The sequence below is a fragment of the Streptomyces sp. GL_140 genome (genome assembly GCF_057834465.1).
The window spans coordinates 7,298,495-7,317,444 of sequence record NZ_CM174404.1; the positions used below are offsets into that span (position 1 = coordinate 7,298,495).

Genomic DNA, 18,950 nt, shown 5'->3' on the forward strand with positions numbered 1-18,950 from the left:
CGTGACCCGAGAACAACGCGTGTCCGAGGTCTTCGTGGAAGTCGCAGACTCCCTGATCGACGACTTCGACCTCATCGACTTCCTCCAGCAGCTCTCCGTGCGCTGCATGGAACTGCTGGACGTGGCCGCCGTCGGCATCATGCTGGCCGACCAGCACGAGGTCCTGCAGACCATGGCAGCCTCCGACGAACACACCCGGCTGCTGGAACTCTTCGCCACCCAGCACGACCAGGGCCCCTGCGTGGACTGCTACAAGAGCGGCGAGCCACGCACCAACATCAACCTGACCGACCCTCAGATCACCTCGGGCTGGCCACAGTTCGCTCCACGCGCCGCCGAGACCGGGTTCGTCACCGCCAACGCGATCCCGCTCCGGCTGCGCGGCCGGGTCATCGGAGTGATGGGCCTGTTCCAGACCGACCCCGACCCGCTCAGCGCCCAGGACATCGCCCTCGCCCAAGCGCTGGCGGATGTGGCGACCATCGCCATCCTGCAGCAGCGCACCGTCGCCCACAGCGAGGTCGAGCGCGCCCAACTCCAGCACGCCCTGACCAGCCGCATCGTGCTGGAACAGGTCAAGGGCATCCTGGCGGAACGCTGGCAGGTCACTGTCGACGAGGCATTCGCCGCGTTCCGCTCCTACGCACGCGCCCATCACCACCAGCTCGCGCAACTGGCCCGCCAGATCGCCGACGGCACCTTCGAGACCACCCAGATCCCCCACCCGGACCGATCCCGGCCCCAGGCCTGACACACCGTCCTGCGGGGCTGGATCTCACAAGCTCATTACGCGCCACGTCGCAGTACCCGCCCCCACATGCGGGACCCGGCCGACTGCCCGTCCCCGCCTGCGGGCGCGGCCGACCTGCACACCCTGGACACCGCCGCCCGCCAGGCCCACCACCGGCCCGAAGCGGAGTTTGCGCGTGAGGAGGACCGCTCAGCGGTTACGTGTGGGGCTGATCCACATGCTCGTGCCGGTGGAGCCGTAGTGGACTCAGATGTCCTGGTCAGGATCGGTGCCGGGGGCGGGAATGCCGCGCCCTGGCGGGCACTTGCATCTGGCACCTTCCGGGCTGTCACGCCGTTCACCAAAGGGTGTGAGGGTTGGTCCACCGCTCTGCTTCGCCGAGCCCCTGATGGCGGAACAGGGTCGGCCCGATGGAGACCAGTTGGGGACCACACGGTGTGCGCGATGGCGCACGATGGACCCTCTTGCGCACAACTTGCGTCCCAATTAAGTCTGTTATATCCAGAAAATACCCCCGGACCGCACTCCTGGGGGTCAAGGGGTCGCAGGTTCAAATCCTGTCGTCCCGACTTTTCGAAGTCGCAGATCAGGGGCCGTTTCAGAGAAATCTGAAACGGCCCCTCGGTCGTTTGCGGGGTCGGGCGGGTACCAGTCCTCCTACGTATTTCGTCGCGGGATGAAACCTGTGCCGTGGGGTCGGGCGTCATGTGGGGGACGGGGTGCCGCGCCCCGAGTCTGGAGAATGCGACATGGCTGTCGTCGTTCGAGCCCGATCGTTGTTGGTGGGTGCCGCGTCCGTGCTCGTCCTCGGTGGCGGGCTGTCCACGACCGCTGTCGCGGACCCCGTGCCGGAGGCGGCCGCGCCGCGCTGGAACGAGGCCAAGGTGCCGGGCGTCGACACGGTTCTGAGCGGTTCGGTCAGACCCGACGCGCACACCACCTGGACGGCCGGCTTCCGGATCTCCCAGGACGGCGGGGGCGACTCGTTGACGCCCGCGCTCTTCACGCACGACGACCGGGGCGACGGGCCGTGGAAGGAGATCCCGACGGCCCCCGGGGGCACCGGCCGGATCAATGCCCTCGCGGCGTCCTCGGCCCGGGACGCGTGGCTGGTCGGTGACGCCGACTGGGAGGGCGCACCCGTCATGACGCAGCACTGGAACGGGCGTTCGTGGCGGGTCGAGTCGGCGCCGATGCCGGAGAAGTCGCTCGGCGGCGGCCTGCTGGGCGTTGCCGCGGTCGCGCCCAACAACGTGTGGGCGGCGGGCTGGGCGCAGATCCTCGACGAGCGGATACCCGACCCGGACGGCGGTTCGACCCAGGTCGACCACATGGAGGGCCTCGTACAGCACTGGGACGGGCACGCCTGGAAGCCCGTCAAGCTGCCCAAGCAGTACGCGAACTGGGGGCTCAACGCGATCTCGGCGTCCGGCCCGAAGGACGTCTGGGCGGTCGGCAGCGGCTACGGCGACGACGACCGGCCGCTGGTCCTGCACTTCGACGGGCGGTCCTGGACCGCGTTGCCGCCGCCGCCGTACGGCGGTCTGTACGGCGAGTTCAATGATGTGGTCGCCAACGGGCCGCGCGACGTGTGGGTGGCGGGCCGCACGCTCCTGGACGACAAGGACCGCGGCCACGCGCTGATCATGCACTGGGACGGGCGGACGTGGACGCGCATGGACGCCCCGGCCGACGCCGGCGCCCTGACGGGGCTGGCCGCGACGCGCGACGGCGTGGTCGCGGTCGGTCGGGTGGCCAAGGGCTACGGCGGCTACGCGCTGCGGGTGTCCGGGACGCGCGTGACCTCGCTGGGGTTCCCGGCGGATGCGGACGGGATGTCGTACTCGCCGTGGAAGATCTCCGTCACCGGACGTGAGGTGACCGTCAGCGGCTCGGCCAACTACGTGGACCAGCAACTGCCGCAGCCACTGCTGCTGACCACTCGGCTCTGAACCGGCAGGGCCGGTCACGGTCTCCTCGTCGCCGCCCGTTCGGTCGGGGCGGCGACGAGGAGACCCGGGTCAGACGGCCGGGGGCGGTGCCTGGGTGAGGGCGCGGGCCGCCGCGTAGTCCTCGCGGGACGCCTGTTCGGCGAGGTCCAAGTAGCCGTAGGCGTCGTGGCCGATCGGGATCCGCAGGGGTGTCGGCGTGTCCGAGGCGACGATGTCGAGGACCTGGGCCGCGAAGTCCTCGGGGCGGCCGGTCTCGGGGTTCTCGGCGATGCCGCGGGTGCCTACGAGCGTGTCGAGGTTGGTGCCGTCGTAGGCGGGGATGCGGTGGCTCGCCTCGGCCAGGGCGGTTCCGTAGCGCGTGGCGAACATGCCCGGTTCGAGCACGGTGACCCGGATGTTGTGCGGGGCGGCTTCGGCGGCCAGCGCCTGGCTCATGCCTTCGAGGGCGTGCTTGCCGGCGACGTAGGCGCCCAGACCGGGGAAGGCCATACGGCCGACGATGGAGGACACGTTGAGGATGTGGCCCTGTCCCTGGGCCCGCATCAGGGGCAGTACGAGGCGGGCGAGTCGCCAGGGCCCCACGACGAGGATCTCCAGCTGGTCCCGCACCTCGGTGTCCGAGAGCTCCTCGACCGCGCCGAACAGTCCGACGCCGGCGTTGTTGACGAGGACGTCGATGCCGCCGAGCCGGTCGGCCGCGGTGCGGACGGCTTCCTCGCAGGAAGCGGCGTCGCGCAGTTCGAGCGGCACCGGAATGATCCGGCCGGGCCAGGCGGCGGCCAGCTCCGCCAGATCGGCGGTCTTGCGGGCGGTGACCGCCACCTCGTCACCGGCCCCGGCCGCGGCACTTGCCAGAGCGTGCCCGAGCCCGGAGGAGCATCCTGTGATCAGCCAGCGTCGTCCCATCGTTCCCCCCGCGATGACGAAGTCGTTCCGGATGGTCGTGGTGCCTGCCTGCGCCCGATTGTGCCCGACCACCCCCGAGCTGTCGCCGCCACCGACAGCCTTGACCCGCCCCCGACGGGAACTGCGTGACCCGCTTCCGCTTCCGCTTCCGGTTCCGGTGACGCCTCGGCGCGGGGCCGCGGCTCGCGGTCAGGAGTCCAGGGCTTCGAGGATGTCCGTGGTCGTGGAGACCTTGCCGATGCGGGGGAAGATCTTGGTGAAGGTGTGGGCGTGGGAGTCGGCGTCCGTGTCGGTGGTGGCGTCCTCGGCGAAGACCAGCTCGTAGCTGTTCTCCCAGGCGGTGCGGGCGGTGGACTCGACGCCGATGCTCGTGGAGATGCCGGCCAGGACGATCCGGTGGATGCCCCGGCGGCGGAGCTGGAGGTCGAGTTCCGTGCCGGTGAAGGCGCCCCAGTGGCGCTTGGTGACGACCACGTCGCCGAGCTCGGCGAGCTCCTGGGGGATCTCGGAGAACGCGGCCGGGGGTGCGGCGGCGGGGCCGGGACGGTCGACGTCGGTGGTGGGCAGGTCGCCGCCGTCGGGGGACCAGGCGACCTTGACCAGCACCACGGGGAGCTTGCGGGCCCGGAAGGCCTCGGCGAGCGCGATGGCGCTCTTCAGGATTTCGGGGGTCGGCCGGGCGGTCGGGAGGCCCAGGATCCCCTTCTGGAGGTCGATGAGGACCAGGGCGGTGCCGCCGTCGAGATTCAGGTTGGTGGTCATGGGGCTCCTTCGGTGGGGTGGTCAGTCCTCGGCGAGTCTGCGCAGCAACGGGACGGCCGCCGACAGTAGTTCCTGCTCGGAGGGGGTCAGCCGCTCGGAGATGAGTTCCGCGACGCGGTCGTGGCCGGCCTTGCGGCGCTCCTGTACGAGGTCCCGTCCCCGGGGGGTGAGTGCGATGAGCAGCTGGCGGCCGTCGGTGGGGTGGGGGGTGCGGGCGACGAGCCCCTCGGCCTGGAGGGCGTTGACGGTGGCGATGACCGACTGCGGGCGGATCTTCTCGGCTCGGGCCAGATCCGCGGCCGTGGACGCGCCGAGGCGGTCGAGTCGCTTCAGTACGGACATCTGAGACAGGCTCACCCCGCCGCCGACGGCGTTGCGGACCTGCCGGAGCAGCATGCCGAGGGCGAGCTGGAGTTCCTCGGCGGTCTGTTCTGCTGGCATGCTCCGACCTTAGGGGAAAGGCAGGCAAACTTGCAAGTTTGGCTTACTTGTTTTGCTTGGTTGCCGGGGCCGGGGCCGGGGCCGGGGCCGGCGTGGTGGTCGTGGGGGTGTTCCAGCCCGAGATCCTCAGGTGCGGAGCGGATCCGCGCAGGTCGGCGGTGCGGTAGGTGGCGGTCAGGGTGATGGACTCGCCCGGCCAGAGGCTGACCTGGTTGTCGGACCAGCGGACGGGCAGGACGGGCCGGCCCTTGTCGTCGACCAGGTGGACGTCCGTGAGGAGGGCCGGCGTGCTGCCCGTACCCGCATGGCGCAGGGTGACGGCCGTGGTGGACGTGGTCGGGGTGGCCTGGTCGTCGGAGGCGTCCCGGGTCGTTGTCGCTGTCGCGGACACGCGGGTCGCCGGCATCGAGCGCAGGCCCGTGAGGTCCGCGTAGGAGGTGGTCGGGGTGTAGTACCAGTCGGTGGCCGCGTAGTTGAGGACATCGGGCCGGGTCGAGAGCCAGTACACGTTGCGGCTCAGAACCCGGCCGTCGTCGCCGCTCAGGACCAGGCGCGCCAAGTAGGTCGAGGGCAGTCCGTCCACCGAGGCGGGCAGGGTCAGCGCCGTCGTCTTCGCGCCGTCGCCGCCGACCGCGAGGCCGCGCGCGGTGCGGTCGTACTTCACGACCCCGCCCGGGGTGAACAGCGTCACCCGCGCCGTCAGTTTCGACGCGGGCTCGTGGCGGCGGTTGACCACGGCCACCGTGCGGTCGTCGTAGGAGTACTGGACGTGCAGCGGCTCGTTCGCCTTCTTCGCCCCGAAGTAGGCGCCGCCCTGGTCGAGATGGCGGTCCAGGAGCTGCCAGTGGAGGGAGGTCCAGCCGCTGTTGAACATCCAGTAGACCACCCCGGTCGAGGGCTCCTCGGAGTCCTTGGCGTTGCGGGCGTAGGCCTCGAACTGGGCCCGTACGTTCTCGTACTGGGCGAGCTGCGCCTTGCGGACGTAGTCCTCCAGCGAGCTCGCGGCCCCGTAACGGGCGGTCAGGGCCTCGTCGTACAGCTTCAGCGTGCCGAAGGTCTTCGACGGGGAGCGGTGGTACTGCCGTGCCGAGGGGTCGCGCCATAGCGTCTCCAGCTCGGCGGGGGACATCATGCGCCGCAGGGTGTCGAGCGTGGGAACGGAAGGCCCGGCACTGGTCTCGGAGTTGAAGCCGGTGGCCCCGCCCTCGCGCTTGTCGTACCAGTAGCCGGGCGGCACCCAGTCGTAGGGCCCGGTCATCCGCATCCCCGAACTGCCGGTCAGCGGCGCCGAAGCGGCGGTGGCCGCCGACACCACCGGCGTGGGCCAGTCGGCGGCGCGCAGCGCGTCCACGTACCCCCGCTCGATCTCGGCGTCGGGCGCGAAATCGCTGCCGATGAGGAAGGAGGCGACGCTGGGATGGCGGCGCAGGCGGGCGGCCTCGGCGGCCATGGAGGCGGCGGCGACGCGGTAGTCGTCCTCCTCCCACAGCTCCCCGGCCTCCGTGCCGTTGACCTGCCCCTCCCACTTCCCGCAGCACTGCCAGCCCGGCAGCGTGAGGATCCCGTAGCGGTCGGTCAGGTCGAAGAACTCGTCCGGCTCGAGATGCCCTTCCAGGCGCAGCGTGTTCAGCCCCAGGTCGAGGGCGTACTTGAGCCGGTCCTCCACGTAGGTTCGGTCCCAGCGCAGGAACTCGTCCGGCGACCAGCCGCCGCCCCTGATGAGCAGGGGACGGCCGTTGACCTGGTATTGGCGGGCGCCGTCGGAGTTGAGCGGGGCCCGCACCTCGCGGATGCCGAAGGTCTCGTCGGCCGCGTCGGAGAGGGCGCCGGCCGCCGTCGCCGTCAGGCGCAGGCCGTACAGCTCCTGCGCGCCCATGCCGGCCGGCCACCACACGCGGGGCGATTTCAGGTGGAGTTGGGGGTAGCTCGCAGGGGTGAAGGTGACCGTCCTCGTCTCGTGCGCGCGCAGCGTGACGTCCTGACTGAAGGGGGCGTACGCCGGTTCCGGGGCGCCGGCCGCGGCGCCTGCGGCGGGACCGGTCAGTGTCCCGGTCACCGTGGCGGTGACCGGGGCGGCCGAGTCGTTGCGCAGCTTCGCCTTGACGGTCAGGTCGGCGGAATCGAGGGCCGGCAGGGCCAGGCCGGTCACCACGTGGGCATCGCGCAGGGCGACGGGGCCGTCCCGGCGTACGAGTACGTCGCGGACGATCCCCATGTTCGCGTCGGCCGGGGGCTGCAGCCAGTCGAGCCAGCCCGTGGTGAGGTGCTTGTGCGGGTTGTTGGGCTGGATCCGGAAGGCGACCGTGTTGGTGCCCGCCCGGACCAGGGCGGTGACGTCCAGCTCGTGGTGGGTGTACGCGCCTGTCACCGTGGACGCGGCGGCGACCTGCCGGCCGTTGACGAACACGTCGGCGGCCGAGATCACCCCGCTGAAGTCCAGATGCGTACGGGCACTGGTGTCGGCCACGGTGAAATCGGACCGGAACCACCACGGCACGGCGAACTCGGAAGCGGGGATCCGCTGTTGGTTGGTGGAGTAGAAGGGATCGGGGTACGTGCCGTGCGCGAGGAGAGCCGCGAGCACGGTCGAACGCGGCCCGGCCGGGTACCAGCCGCTCGCCCGGTAGCCGGGCGTGGAGACGGCCGCCGCGGTCTCGGAGACCCGGGCCGTCGACTGCACCGCGTAGCCCGCCAGCGCGGTCGTGCTCCCCGGCGTCGCGGAGACGGCCGTGACCGGTGGCGGTCCGGGAGCGGCGCCCGGACCGGGGTCAGGGGCGCCGCCCGGGGCCGGACCGGCGGCGGTGAGCGCGCACAGCAGGCCGGTCACGGCCAGTGCGCGGACGCGGGTACGGACGTGGACGAGGGTACGGACTCGGGCGCGGATGCGGCCGCTGACTGGGCGGTGGGACACGGCGCCCTCCGAGGAGGCTGGGTCACGGAACGCCCCGACGTTAGCCCTGCCCCGCGGGCCGCGGCACCGCGGCGCGCACGCGCGGGCCGGGTCTTAGGCCAGGTCGCCCATCCTGGGGCCGGTCGCCGGTCGCCGGTCGCCGGTCGCCGGTCGCCGGACCCCGGAGCCGCCCGCCGCCGCCCGACCCCGGCCGCCCGCCGGGGGAGGTGGGGCAGACCTCAGGCCGGGAGCTCCTTCGCGGCGGCCGGCTCCGGGAGGCCGCGGGCCAGCAGCCAGGCCAGGAGCGGGAGGGCCGCCAGCGGGAGGAGCGCGGTGCCCAGGGAGGTGGCGTCGGCCGCGGCGCCGATGAGGGGGCTGGCCAGACCGCCGATGCTGACGGTCAGGCCCAGGGTGACCCCGCTCGCCGTGCCCATCCGCGTCGGGAGGTAGTCCTGGCCCAGGGTGACCTGGAGGGAGAAGGGCACGTACAGCGCGGCGGCGGCCAGCGCGGAGCACACGTACACCAGGGGCAGCGGGAGGAAGAGGATGCCCGCGATGGCGGGCACGGCCGCCGCGTAGGAGCGGTGGACGGTGGTGACCCGGCCCCAGCGGGTGGCCAGCCGGCCGCCGAGCAGGGTGCCGCCGGCGCTGCCCGCGAAGAGCGCGAACAGGGCCACGGCGCCCGCGGTTCCGCTGCCGCCGCGCTCGCAGACGTAGAGGGCGATGAAGGTGCTCAGGCCCATGAAGACCACCGAGCGGACGACCACGACCAGGGAGAGCCGCAGGAACGCCCGCCAGTCGTCCGACGGCCGGTCGGCGGGCGCCGGGCCGGGCATCGGAGCGGACCGCGAACGAGCGGCGGCGGGCGGCCAGTTGAGGAACATGCCGAGCGATGCGGGGAGCGCCAGCAGCCACCATCCCGCCGGTCCGGGCAGCGCCAGGGCGGCGACCACCAGCAGCGGGGCGCAGGCGAATCCGATGTTGCCGCCGAGCGCGAACCAGCTCATGGCGCCGTGCCCGGAGCCGCCCGTCACGCGGACCATCCGGGCCGCCGCCGGGTGGTAGGCGGCGACGCCCAGCCCCGACAGGGCGACGGCGGCCAGGGTGGCCGCGTACCCGGCGTCGAGCCCGACCAGCGCCACGCCCAGCCCGGCGGCCGCGGTGGCCAGCGGGATCAGCCAGGGCATCGGCCACCGGTCGGTCAGCGCCCCGAACAGCGGCTGGACCACCGAGGAGAGCAGGGAGGCGGCCAGCACGATGCCGGAGGCGGCGGCGTATCCGTACGAGCGCTCGGAGACGAGGAAGGGGACGAGCGCGGCCACGGCGCCCTGGTAGACGTCCACGCAGGAGTGTCCGGCGGAGAAGGCGGCCGTGCGCAGCCGGGCGGGGGAGCGGGGCACGGGTCGGGCGGGGGACCGGGCAGGGGGCGGGGGCGGAGCTGTCGTCGAGGTCACCGACTGAGAATCGCTCTCGCCGGGGTCGGCCCGCTTCCGATAAATTGCCGGGTGATGCAGAAAATCCGCCACACCCCCCGCGCCGCGACGAGCATCCGCGAACTCGACACCCACCAGGGCATCGATCCGCACCGCCACGACGACCACCAGATCTGCTACGCCGGTTCCGGGGTGCTGTCCGTCACCACCGACGCCGGTACCTGGGTGGCCCCCACCACCCGCGCTCTGTGGATCCCGGCCGGGACGGTGCACGAGCACCGGGCCTTCGGGCGCGCCGACTTGCACTGCATCGGCCTGCCGACCCACCTCAACCCGCTCGCCCTCACCGCCCCCGCAGTGCTCGCCGTGGGCCCGCTGCTGCGCGAGCTGATCCTGGCGTACACGCGGGCCCCCGAGGACGGCAGCCCGCAGCGCCGCCGGATGCTCGGGGTGCTGCTGGACCAGCTCCAGGCCTCGCCGCTCCAGCCGCTGCACCTGCCCGCCCCCGCCGATCCCCGGCTGGCCGCCGTGTGCGCGCTGCTGCACGCCGATCCGGCGGATCCGCGCGGGCTGGCGGAGCTCGCCGCGCACGCCGGGGCCGGGGCGGGGGAGCGGACGCTGAGTCGGCTGTTCCGCGCCGAGCTGGGCATGACCTTCCCCCAGTGGCGGACCCAGCTGCGGCTGCACCACGCCCTGCGGCTGCTGGCCGTCGACACCCCGGTGACCGCGGTCGCGCACCGCTGCGGCTGGTCCTCGGCGAGCGCCTTCATCGACGTCTTCCGCCGGGCCTTCGGACACACGCCGGGAGCCCATGCCAAGGCGGGCGGCGCCGGGTAGCCGGCGGTCCGGCTCGCATTCGGGCCACCGCCGGGTGACGATGGTGGAGGAGACCGTTCCGGGTCCAGGCGCTGGGAGGCACCCGTGGCTCGAACCCGCACACCCGAAGTACTGATCACGGGCGCCGGTCCGGTCGGACTGAGCGCGGCCGCAGAGCTCCGCCGCCACGGTGTGGGCTGTCGCCTGATCGACCGGCTGCCGGCCAGGCTCCCGTACGCGAAGGCCATCGGCATCCAGCCGCGCACCCTGGAGGTCTGGGACCGGATGGGCCTGGCGCGCACGGTCGTAGAGGCCTCGGTTCCGCTGTTCGGACAGCTGCTCTACGCCAATGGCCGGGAAGTGGCTCGGATCGAGCTGGAGTTGCCGCCCGAGGTGCCCTACGGATTCGCCGCGCTGCCGCAGTACGAGACCGAGCGGCTCATCGAGGAGTACGTGGCCGGTCTGGGCACGGTCATCGAACGCGGCACGGAACTGCTGTCGTTCACCCAGGACGAGCACGGGGTCACCGCCCGGCTGCGTACGGCCTCCGGCGCCGAGGAGGAGGTGCGCACCCCCTACCTCATCGGCTGCGACGGAGCGCACAGCACCGTGCGCAAGGGGCTGGGGCTGAGCTTCGAGGGCGGGGGCCTTCCAGGAGGAGTACATGCTGGCCGACGTGGTGGCCGACTGGGACCTGCCCCACGAGTACGGCGTGCGGTCCACGCACTTCGCCTCCGACGGGTCCCCCGACGACGTGCTGATCTGCGTCCCGTTGCCGGGCGAGGGCCGCTACCGCATGTCGATGATGGTCCCGCCCGAGCTCTCCGAGCAGGCGGCCCGCGACGAGGGCGGAACCCGCGACGAGGGCGGAACCCGCGACGAGGGCGGGACCCGCGACGAGCGTGCGGCCGCGGACGACGGCGTGGCGCACGGCCTGCAGGCCGACGGCGGGCGGGTTCCCCAACTGTCCGACATCCAGGCCGTCGTGGACCGGCTCTCCCCGCGCCCGGCCACCCTCTCCAAGATGCGCTGGTCGTCGGTCTTCCGCATCAGCCACCGCATCGTCGACCGCTACGGGGACGGCCGGGTCTTCGTGGCGGGCGACGCCGCACACATCCACCCGCCCACCGGCGCGCAGGGGATGAACACCGGGATCCAGGACGCCTGCAACCTGGCCTGGAAGCTCGCGCTCGTCCTGCGGGGCGCCGCCGGGCCCGCCCTGCTCGCCGGCTACGACGCCGAACGCCGCCCGGTCGGCGAGGAGGTCGTCGGCCGGACCCTGCGGCACAGCAAGCAGGGCATCGACAGCGACCCGGACGACCCCCGCACGGTGATGCTCCGCGAGGCCCAGCTCCTGATCTCCTACCGGGACGGCCCGCTCGCCGGTGCCCCGTCCGGCCCGGCCGGCGCGCCCCAGCCCGGTGACCGGGCCCCGGACTGCGCCGGGCTGACCCTGCCGCTCGCCACCTACCCCATGCGCCTGTTCGACGTCCTGCGCGACCGCACGGCGCACGTGGTGCTCCTGTACGGGGCCGACTCCACCGACCTGGCCGCGGCCGCGGAGGCCTCCCGGGCCGCGGACCGGGCGTCCGCCGGGCTCGGGCTGCAGACCGTCGGCGTCCTCGACCGCGAGGCCCCGGAGGGCGTGACCGACCCCGCGGAGCTGCCCGGATACCGGGATGCCGCCGGGGAGTTTGCCCGGCTCTACCGCCCCGACGGCCCGACCGGATTCCTCGTGCGCCCGGACGGGTACCTCGGGGCCCGCTTCCCGCTCGCCGACACCGCGGCGGCCCTGTCCGGCTACCTCCGGGCCCTGTCGGCGCCGGACGGGCAGGGCGCCTCGGCGCCGCCCGCACCGGCGGTCCGCCGGATGCGCCCTCCATACTGGCCGGTGTGAACATCGAAGACGAAACCCGCGCCGGCACCCGTGACGACACCGTCCTGTGCGCCGTCCGGGGCCGGACCGGGGTGATCACCCTCAACCGCCCCAAGGCCCTCAACGCCCTCACCCACCCCATGGTGCTGCGCATCGCCGAGGCCCTGACCGGCTGGGAGCGGGACCCGGGCGTCGACCGGGTGCTCATCCGGGGTGCCGGGGAGCGCGGGCTGTGCGCCGGAGGGGACATCCGGGCCATCCACGACGACGCCAAGGCCGGGACGCGGGCCTCGGCGGAGTTCTGGCGCGACGAGTACCGGCTCAACGCGTACATCGCCCGCTACCCCAAGCCCTACGTGGCCCTGATGGACGGCATCGTGATGGGCGGCGGGGTCGGAGTCTCCGCCCACGGCAGCGTCCGCGTGGTCACCGAACGCTCCCGCGTCGCCATGCCCGAAACCGGCATCGGCTTCGTGCCGGATGTGGGCGGCACCCACCTGCTCGCCCGTGCTCCCGGCCTCCTCGGCACCCACCTCGCGCTCACCGGCTCCGCCGTGGGCGCCGCCGACGCGGTGCTGTGCGGGCTGGCCGACCACTTCGTCCCCGCCGACCGGCTGCCCGCGCTGACCGCCGAGCTCGCGGACGCCCCCGCCCACGAGGTGCTGGCGCGCCACGCCGCCACCCCCGAGCCGGGCCCGCTCGCCGAATGGCGCGGCTGGATCGACCACTGCTACGCGGCCGGCAGCGTCGAGGAGATCGTGGACCGGCTGCACGCGCAGGGCGACCCGGCGGCCAAGGAAGCCGCCGAGACGATCCTCGCGAAGTCCCCGACCGCCCTCAAGGTGACCCTGGAGGCGGTCCGCAGGGCCGCCGCCCTCGGGGAGCTGGAGGCGGTGCTGGACCAGGAGTTCCGGGTCTCCTGCCATGCGCTGACCTCCCCCGACCTGGTGGAGGGCATCCGGGCGCAGGTCGTGGACAAGGACCGCACTCCGCGCTGGTCCCCGGCCACTCTCGGCGAGGTCACCGAGCAGGACGTGGCCCGGTTCTTCGCCCCGCTCGGCTGAGCCCGGCGGTCGGGGCGGGAGCGGTCGGGGCGGGAGCGGCCGGGGCCGCTGCGCGGGTGCTCCTACGAGGCCACGTACTCCCGCAGATGACGGGCGGTCAGGGTGTCCGCCTCGGCGACCAGCTTCGCCGGGGTCCCCTCGAAGACCACCTGTCCGCCCGAGTGGCCGCCGCCCGGACCGATGTCGATCAGCCAGTCGGCGTGCGCCATGACCGCCTGGTGGTGCTCGATGACGATGACCGAGTTCCCGTCGTCGACCAGCCGGTCCAGCAGCGCGAGCAGCTTGTCCACATCGGCCATGTGCAGCCCGGTCGTCGGCTCGTCCAGGATGTAGGTGGAGGACTTCTCCGCCATGCTGATAGCGAGCTTGAGCCGCTGACGCTCCCCGCCCGAAAGGGTGTTGAGCGGCTGTCCGAGCCGCAGGTACCCCAGCCCCACGTCGGCGAGCCGTCCCAGGATCGCCCGTGACTGGCCGGTGGCGAAGAACTCGTGGGCCTCCGCGACCGGCATGTCCAGCACCTCGCTGATGTTCTTGCCGCGCAGGAGGTAGGTGAGCACCTCGGGCGTGAACCGCTTGCCCTCGCACTGCTCGCAGACCGAAGCCACGCCCGCCATCATCGCCAGGTCCGTGTAGACCAGCCCGAGGCCGTTGCAGTGCTGGCAGGCGCCTTCCGAATTCGCGCTGAACAGCGCCGCCTTGACCCCGTTGGCCTTGGCGAAGGCGGTCCGGATCGGGTTCAGCAGGCCGGTGTACGTGGCCGGGTTGGAGCGGCGCGAACCGCGGATGGGGGACTGGTCGGCCACCACCACCCCGTCCCGGCCCGCCAGGTAGCCGTGGATCAGCGAGCTCTTGCCGGAGCCCGCGACCCCGGTGACCACCGCCAGTACGCCCAGCGGGACGTCCACGCAGACGTCCTTGAGGTTGTGCAGGTCGGCGCCCTTGACGGACAGCTGTCCCCGCGCGACGCGCACCGACTCCTTGAGTCCCGCCCGGTGTTCGAGGTGGCGCCCGGTGAGGGTGTCCGAGGCGCGCAGCCCGGCCACGTCCCCGCTGTAGCAGAGCCGGCCGCCGGCCGTTCCGGCGCCCGGTCCGAGGTCCACGACGTGGTCGGCGATCGCGATGACCTCGGGCTTGTGCTCCACGACCAGCACGGTGTTGCCCTTGTCGCGCAGCCGCAGCAGCAGGTCGTTCATGCGTCGGATGTCGTGCGGGTGCAGACCGGTGGTCGGCTCGTCGAAGACGTACGTGATGTCGGTGAGCGAGGATCCGAGGTGCCGGACCATCTTGACCCGCTGGGCCTCCCCGCCCGACAGGGTGCCGGAGGGGCGGTCCAGGCTGAGGTAGCCGAGCCCGATCTCGACGAGGGAGTCGAGCAGCCCGCGCAGGCCCGCGACCACCGGAGCGACGCCGGGGTCGTCGATTCCGGCGGCGAAGGCGGCGAGGTCGCTGATCTGCATCGCCGAACAGTCGGCGATGTTCGACCCGTTGATGCGGGAGGTGAGTGCGGCGGCGGCCAGCCGGGTGCCCCGGCAGTCCGGGCAGTCGGCGAAGACCACGGCGCGGTCCACGAAGGCCCGGATGTGGGACTGCATGGACTCGCGGTCCTTGGCGAGGTAGGTCCGGCTGATCTTGGCGATCAGCCCCTCGTAGGTGAAGTTGTTGGAGCCGACCTTGACCTTCACCGGGGCCTTGTGGAGGAAGTCGGCCCACTCGCCCTCGGTGAAGTCCTTGAGCTTGGTGTCGGGGGAGTAGAAGCCGGAGTTGGCCATGATCTGCCAGTACCAGGAGTCCACGGCGAAACCGGGGACGGTGATCGCGCCCTCGTTGATGGAGAGTTCGCGGTCGACGAGCTGGTCCACGTCGATGTCGGAGACCTGTCCGATGCCCTCGCAGCGGGGGCACATGCCTTCGGGGGTGTTGAAGCTGAAGGCGCTGGAGGTGCCGATGTGCGGGGTGCCGAGCCGGGAGAAGACGATCCGCAGCATCGTGTAGGCGTCGGTGGCCGTGCCCACGGTGGAGCGGGAGCCCGCGCCCATCCGCTCCTGGTCGACGACGATGGCCGCGCTCAGGTTGTGCAGGCCGTCCACGTCCGGCCGGCCCAGGCTCGGCATGAACGACTGGATGAAGGCCGTGTACGTCTCGTTGATCATGCGCTGCGATTCGGCGGCGATGGTGCCGAAGACGAGCGAGGACTTCCCGGAGCCGGAGACGCCCGTGAAGACGGTCAGGCGGCGCTTGGGGATGTCGAGCGAGAGGTCCGCGAGGTTGTTCTCCCGGGCGCCCCGGATCCGGATGACCTGATGACTGTCGGCGGGGTGCGAGGCGGGGTTCGGGGCGGGGTTCGAAGCGCGGTTCAACGGGGCCGTCCTCACTTGTCGTCGGCGGTGGTCGCGGCGGCCGGGGCGTCGACCCAGTCGACCAGTTCGATGATCACGCCGTTCGGGTCGGCGACCAGGAACACGCGCTCGCCCCAGGGCTCCACGCGCGGCTCCATCGCGATGGTGACGCCCTCCGCGCGCAGCCGTTCGTACTCGGCGGGCAGGTCGGCGACGGTGAACGCGAGGATCGCCCCGGCCGCGCACTGCTCGCGGAGCCCTTCGGGCAGGACCTCCAGGCCGCGCCGAACGAAGACGACGTGCGGGCCGTCGGGGTGGGTGAGGGAGGCGAAGCCTTCGGCCGCCATCGTCTCCTCGAAGCCGAAGTGCCTGTTCAGGAAGGTGGCGGAGGCCGTGACCTCCTCGACGGTCAGGCATATGGCGGTGCTGGTGATCCGCATGGGCTCCTCCTGTTACCGTGTCTCGAAGTTATATTGTACATAGTATTCTGTACGGCGTAGAGAGTTAATGCGCGAGCCTGCGGAAGGGGCCCGGAATGGCGAAGGACCGCAGTGGGGCGGGCGACCCCGTCCGCACCCTTGAACTGCTGTGGCGCGAACCGGGACAGGGGGCCCCGAGCGGCCGCCGCGGCCCCCGGCAGGGGCTGACGGTCGATGCCGTCGTCGGCGCCGCGATCGCCCTCGCCGACGAGGAGGGGCTGGCCGCACTGACCATGCGGGCGCTCGCCCAGCGGCTCGGCGTCACGCCCATGACCGTCTACACCTACGTCCCCGGCAAGGCCGAACTCCTCGACCTGATGCTCGACGAGGCCTACGGGGCCATGGAGCGCGGCGCGCCCTCCCCGACGGCCGGATCCTGGCGCGAGAAGGTCACCCGCGTCGCCGACGAGAACCGTGCGCTGTTCCTGCGGCATCCGTGGATCGCCGACCTGTCCGTCACCCGCCCCCCGCTGGGCCCGGGGGTGATCGGCAAGTACGAACACGAGCTCGCCGCCTTCGAGGGCATCGGGCTCACCGACGTGGAGATGGACGCCGCCCTCACCCACCTCCTCGGCTTCGTCCACGCCAACGCCCTGGCCGCCGCCGACACCGCGGACCACAACGCCCGCCAGAGCGACGAGGACTGGTGGGCCGCCAGCGCGCCCCTGCTGGAACGGGCCATGGACCCCGAGCGCTACCCCCTCGCCGGCCGGGTCGGCAGCGCGGTGGGCGGGTACAGCCCCGGGACCGTGTGGGACTTCGGTCTGCGCTGCCTCCTCGACGGGCTGGCCCGGATCGTGGAGCGGGCGGAGCAGGGGGAGCGGGCGGGGTAGCCGGGCCGGGCCGGGTTCGGCGGCAGCCGGACCGCTCTCAGCGGTAGCCGGAGGCGTCCGCCGGGTGGTCCGGGTCCTGGACCTCGACCATGTAACGCCAGGCGTCCGGCCGACTGCCGTCGAGATCCGTGAAGCCGTAGACCCCGGCGAGCTGCCCGCTGGAGAGCGACTGCCCGTTCCAGCGGGACACCTCCGGGTCGCCGGCCAGCGCCGCGACCGCGCGGCCGACGTAGGACGGGGTCTCCGAGATGCAGAAGTGCGGGACCTTCTCCAGGGCGTCCCGCCAATTGGCCTCGGAGACGCCGAAGGTGTCGAGCATGATCTCCGAGCGCATCCAGCCCGGGGTCAGGGCCACCGCCGTCGCCCCGCGCGGGCCCACCTCGTGGCCGAGGGTGAACGCCATGCGCAGCACCGACGATTTGGCGATGTCGTAGAAGAAGGAGTTCCGGTAGCGGCTCGCGTTGTACTCCGCCGTGCCGTCCGTCATCTCCACGACCAGTCCGCCCGGTCGGCGCAGCAGCAGCGGCAGCGCGTAGTGGCTGGTGACGGCGTGGGTCTCCACCGCCAGCCGCAACAGCCGCAGCCCGTTGTCCAGATCGTGCTCCCAGACCGTGCTCTCCCACTCGAAGAGCCGCTCGCCGCCCCAGATGTCGTTGACCAGTACGTCGAGGCGGCCCTGCTCGGCGTCGATCCGCCCGACCAGCGCCTCCACCTGCGCGGGCACCAGGTGGTCCGCGACCACCGCGATGCCCCGTCCGCCCGCCGCCGTGACCAGCTCGGCCGTCTCCTCGATCGTCTCGGGCCGGTCGTACTCCGAGCGCCGGCCCCGCGTGCTGCGCCCGCTCACGTACACGGTCGCGCCCCGGGCCCCCAGTTCCACCGCGATGCCCCGGCCCGCGCCCCGGGTGGCTCCGGCCACCAGGGCGACCCTGCCTTCGAGGGTTCCTTGTGCTTGAGTCATGGCCTCGACCCTACGGGGCGTGCGCGCGACGGCCGGGGCGACACGGCGCGGCCGGGCCGCCCCGGACCCGATTGTGAGACGGGACGCGAGCGGGCTTGAACAACCCGCCCCCCAACCCGCACTGTTGGCCGAGGTTCGTCCACATCGTCAGGAGATCAGGCTTGTCCCCCGATCACGCAAGCGCGTACGTCATCGACCCCGCCGGCGGCTGCCCGCACGCCCTCAACGCCCGGCTGCGCGCCCAGGGCGCCGTAGCCGAAGTGGTCCTGCCCGGCGGAGTGCCCGGGGCGGTCGTCCTCGGCCACGAGGCGCTCAAGGAGTTCCTCGGTCACCCCGATGTGGCCAAGGACGCCCGGCACTTCCCGGCCCTGCACGACGGCACCATCGCCAAGGACTGGCCGCTGCGCGTCTTCGCCAATGCCCAGGGCATGCACACCGCCGACGACGCGGACCACCGCAGGCTGCGCTCGCTCGTCGGCAATGCCTTCACGGTCCGCCAGGTGGAGCGGCTGCGGCCCCGCGTCGAGGAGCTGACGGCCGAGCTGTTGGACGATCTGCATCGGGCGGCGGCCGAATCCCCGGACGGGACGGCCGACTTGCGCACGCACTTCGCGCTGCCGCTCCCGATGAGCGTGATCTGCGAGCTCCTCGGAGTGGACCCCGAGCACCGGGGGCGACTGCACACGCTGTCCAACACCGTCATCATCGCGACCGACACCACCCCGGCCGAGGTAATGGCGGCCGTACGGGAACTCGTCGAGCTGCTCGGCACGATCGCCGCCGCCCGCCGGGCGGATCCGGGCGAGGACCTGACGAGCGCGCTGATAGCCGCCCGCGAGGGGGACGGCGACCGGCTCAGCGAGGCCGAACTCATCGGCACCATGCGGCTGATGCTCGTCGCGGGCCACGAGACCACGCTCAACCTCATCAGCAACGCGGTCCGGGCGCTGTGCACCCACCGCGACCAGCTCGCGCTGGTGCTGGGGGGGAAGGCGAGCTGGTCGGACGTGGTCGACGAGACCCTGCGCTTCGACGGCCCCGTCAGCTGGTTCCCGTTCCGCTACCCGACCCGCGACGTGACCGTGGACGGGACCGTGATCCCGCAGGGCACCCCGGTCCTCGCCGGGTACACGGCGGCCGGCCGCGACGAGGCCTTCCACGGCCCGGACGCCGACCGCTTCGACGTCACCCGCCCCACCGCGGCCCGCAGCCTCTCCTTCGGCCACGGCGCCCACTACTGCGTCGGAGCCCCGCTCGCCCGGCTGGAGGCCACGATCGCCCTCGAAGCCCTCTTCACCCGATTCCCGGACCTCGACCTGGCAGTCCCCGAGGCCGAACTCCCGCACCAGCGCAGCTTCATCGGCAACAGCGTCGAGAAGCTGCCGGTCCGCCTGGTACGGGAGTGAGCGCGTAGGACGACCCGGGCGCCGGCCCCGCGGGGCGATGAGGG

General features: G+C 72.5%; 14 protein-coding genes and 1 pseudogene. 7 read left to right on the forward strand and 8 right to left on the reverse strand.

The window, feature by feature from the left end; genetic code table 11:
- The first annotated feature begins 1 nt into the window (after nt 1).
- A complete protein-coding gene (locus tag AC3IYJ_RS33970) occupies nt 2-751 on the forward strand; it encodes a GAF domain-containing protein (RefSeq protein ID WP_489398333.1) in 750 nt (249 codons plus the stop codon).
- 749 nt (nt 752-1,500) lie between these two features.
- Nucleotides 1,501-2,703 (forward strand): beta propeller repeat protein, encoded by a 1,203-nt coding sequence (locus AC3IYJ_RS33975; RefSeq protein WP_489398334.1) that lies wholly within the window; start codon nt 1,501-1,503, stop codon nt 2,701-2,703.
- Between the two features lie 69 nt (nt 2,704-2,772).
- Here the strand turns inward: AC3IYJ_RS33975 and AC3IYJ_RS33980 are convergent, their stop codons facing one another.
- From AC3IYJ_RS33980 to AC3IYJ_RS34000, 5 genes are all read right to left on the reverse strand, one after another.
- On the reverse strand, nt 2,773-3,609 hold the full coding sequence (locus AC3IYJ_RS33980) for an SDR family oxidoreductase (RefSeq protein ID WP_489398335.1): 837 nt from the start codon (nt 3,607-3,609) through the stop codon (nt 2,773-2,775).
- Between the two features lie 189 nt (nt 3,610-3,798).
- On the reverse strand, nt 3,799-4,371 hold the full coding sequence (locus AC3IYJ_RS33985) for a hydrolase (protein ID WP_489398336.1): 573 nt from the start codon (nt 4,369-4,371) through the stop codon (nt 3,799-3,801).
- A gap of 21 nt (nt 4,372-4,392) precedes the next feature.
- Nucleotides 4,393-4,812, reverse strand: coding sequence for a MarR family winged helix-turn-helix transcriptional regulator (locus tag AC3IYJ_RS33990; RefSeq protein ID WP_489398337.1), 420 nt, complete (start codon nt 4,810-4,812; stop codon nt 4,393-4,395).
- A gap of 43 nt (nt 4,813-4,855) precedes the next feature.
- Nucleotides 4,856-7,723 carry a glycoside hydrolase family 2 protein gene (locus AC3IYJ_RS33995; protein WP_489398338.1) on the reverse strand — a complete coding sequence of 956 codons (2,868 nt, stop codon included), beginning with the start codon at nt 7,721-7,723 and terminating at the stop codon, nt 4,856-4,858.
- A gap of 218 nt (nt 7,724-7,941) precedes the next feature.
- Nucleotides 7,942-9,081: an MFS transporter gene (locus AC3IYJ_RS34000; protein ID WP_489403020.1), complete on the reverse strand. Its 1,140-nt coding sequence runs from the start codon at nt 9,079-9,081 to the stop codon at nt 7,942-7,944.
- Nucleotides 9,082-9,210: 129 nt separating this feature from the next.
- On the opposite strand from AC3IYJ_RS34000, the gene AC3IYJ_RS34005 reads away from it, so the two are divergent.
- From AC3IYJ_RS34005 to AC3IYJ_RS34015, 3 genes and pseudogenes are all read left to right on the forward strand, one after another.
- A complete protein-coding gene (locus AC3IYJ_RS34005; protein ID WP_489398339.1) occupies nt 9,211-9,972 on the forward strand; it encodes a helix-turn-helix domain-containing protein in 762 nt (253 codons plus the stop codon).
- 84 nt (nt 9,973-10,056) lie between these two features.
- Nucleotides 10,057-11,848, forward strand: a pseudogene (locus AC3IYJ_RS34010) (FAD-dependent monooxygenase).
- Entirely contained in the window at nt 11,845-12,891 is a 1,047-nt protein-coding gene (locus AC3IYJ_RS34015) for an enoyl-CoA hydratase/isomerase family protein (protein WP_489398340.1), read from the forward strand. The pseudogene AC3IYJ_RS34010 and the gene AC3IYJ_RS34015 overlap by 4 nt, the downstream one beginning before the upstream one ends.
- A gap of 62 nt (nt 12,892-12,953) precedes the next feature.
- Here AC3IYJ_RS34015 and AC3IYJ_RS34020 read toward each other — a convergent pair whose 3' ends face one another.
- The gene (locus AC3IYJ_RS34020) at nt 12,954-15,248 is read right to left on the reverse strand and encodes an ATP-binding cassette domain-containing protein (RefSeq protein ID WP_489398341.1); all 2,295 of its coding nucleotides are present in this window, start codon (nt 15,246-15,248) and stop codon (nt 12,954-12,956) included.
- 11 nt (nt 15,249-15,259) lie between these two features.
- On the reverse strand, nt 15,260-15,667 hold the full coding sequence (locus AC3IYJ_RS34025) for a VOC family protein (RefSeq protein ID WP_489398342.1): 408 nt from the start codon (nt 15,665-15,667) through the stop codon (nt 15,260-15,262).
- Between the two features lie 95 nt (nt 15,668-15,762).
- Between AC3IYJ_RS34025 and AC3IYJ_RS34030 the strand changes: the two genes are divergently transcribed.
- A complete protein-coding gene (locus AC3IYJ_RS34030) occupies nt 15,763-16,539 on the forward strand; it encodes a TetR/AcrR family transcriptional regulator (RefSeq protein ID WP_489398343.1) in 777 nt (258 codons plus the stop codon).
- A gap of 37 nt (nt 16,540-16,576) precedes the next feature.
- Here AC3IYJ_RS34030 and AC3IYJ_RS34035 read toward each other — a convergent pair whose 3' ends face one another.
- Nucleotides 16,577-17,500 carry an SDR family oxidoreductase gene (locus AC3IYJ_RS34035; protein ID WP_489398344.1) on the reverse strand — a complete coding sequence of 308 codons (924 nt, stop codon included), beginning with the start codon at nt 17,498-17,500 and terminating at the stop codon, nt 16,577-16,579.
- A 161-nt stretch (nt 17,501-17,661) separates the two neighbouring features.
- Between AC3IYJ_RS34035 and AC3IYJ_RS34040 the strand changes: the two genes are divergently transcribed.
- The gene (locus tag AC3IYJ_RS34040) at nt 17,662-18,906 is read left to right on the forward strand and encodes a cytochrome P450 family protein (protein WP_489398345.1); all 1,245 of its coding nucleotides are present in this window, start codon (nt 17,662-17,664) and stop codon (nt 18,904-18,906) included.
- Nucleotides 18,907-18,950 lie beyond the last annotated feature (44 nt).

What these genes read in the sequence shown, in the direction of transcription:
- AC3IYJ_RS34035 (WP_489398344.1), bottom strand. Translation starts at nt 17,500, where the DNA reads ATGACTCAAGCACAAGGAACCCTCGAAGGCAGGGTCGCCCTGGTGGCC.
- AC3IYJ_RS33980 (WP_489398335.1), bottom strand. Translation starts at nt 3,609, where the DNA reads ATGGGACGACGCTGGCTGATCACAGGATGCTCCTCCGGGCTCGGGCAC.
- AC3IYJ_RS34025 (WP_489398342.1), bottom strand. Translation starts at nt 15,667, where the DNA reads ATGCGGATCACCAGCACCGCCATATGCCTGACCGTCGAGGAGGTCACG.
- AC3IYJ_RS34030 (WP_489398343.1), top strand. Translation starts at nt 15,763, where the DNA reads ATGGCGAAGGACCGCAGTGGGGCGGGCGACCCCGTCCGCACCCTTGAA.
- AC3IYJ_RS33985 (WP_489398336.1), bottom strand. Translation starts at nt 4,371, where the DNA reads ATGACCACCAACCTGAATCTCGACGGCGGCACCGCCCTGGTCCTCATC.
- AC3IYJ_RS34005 (WP_489398339.1), top strand. Translation starts at nt 9,211, where the DNA reads ATGCAGAAAATCCGCCACACCCCCCGCGCCGCGACGAGCATCCGCGAA.
- AC3IYJ_RS33990 (WP_489398337.1), bottom strand. Translation starts at nt 4,812, where the DNA reads ATGCCAGCAGAACAGACCGCCGAGGAACTCCAGCTCGCCCTCGGCATG.
- AC3IYJ_RS33975 (WP_489398334.1), top strand. Translation starts at nt 1,501, where the DNA reads ATGGCTGTCGTCGTTCGAGCCCGATCGTTGTTGGTGGGTGCCGCGTCC.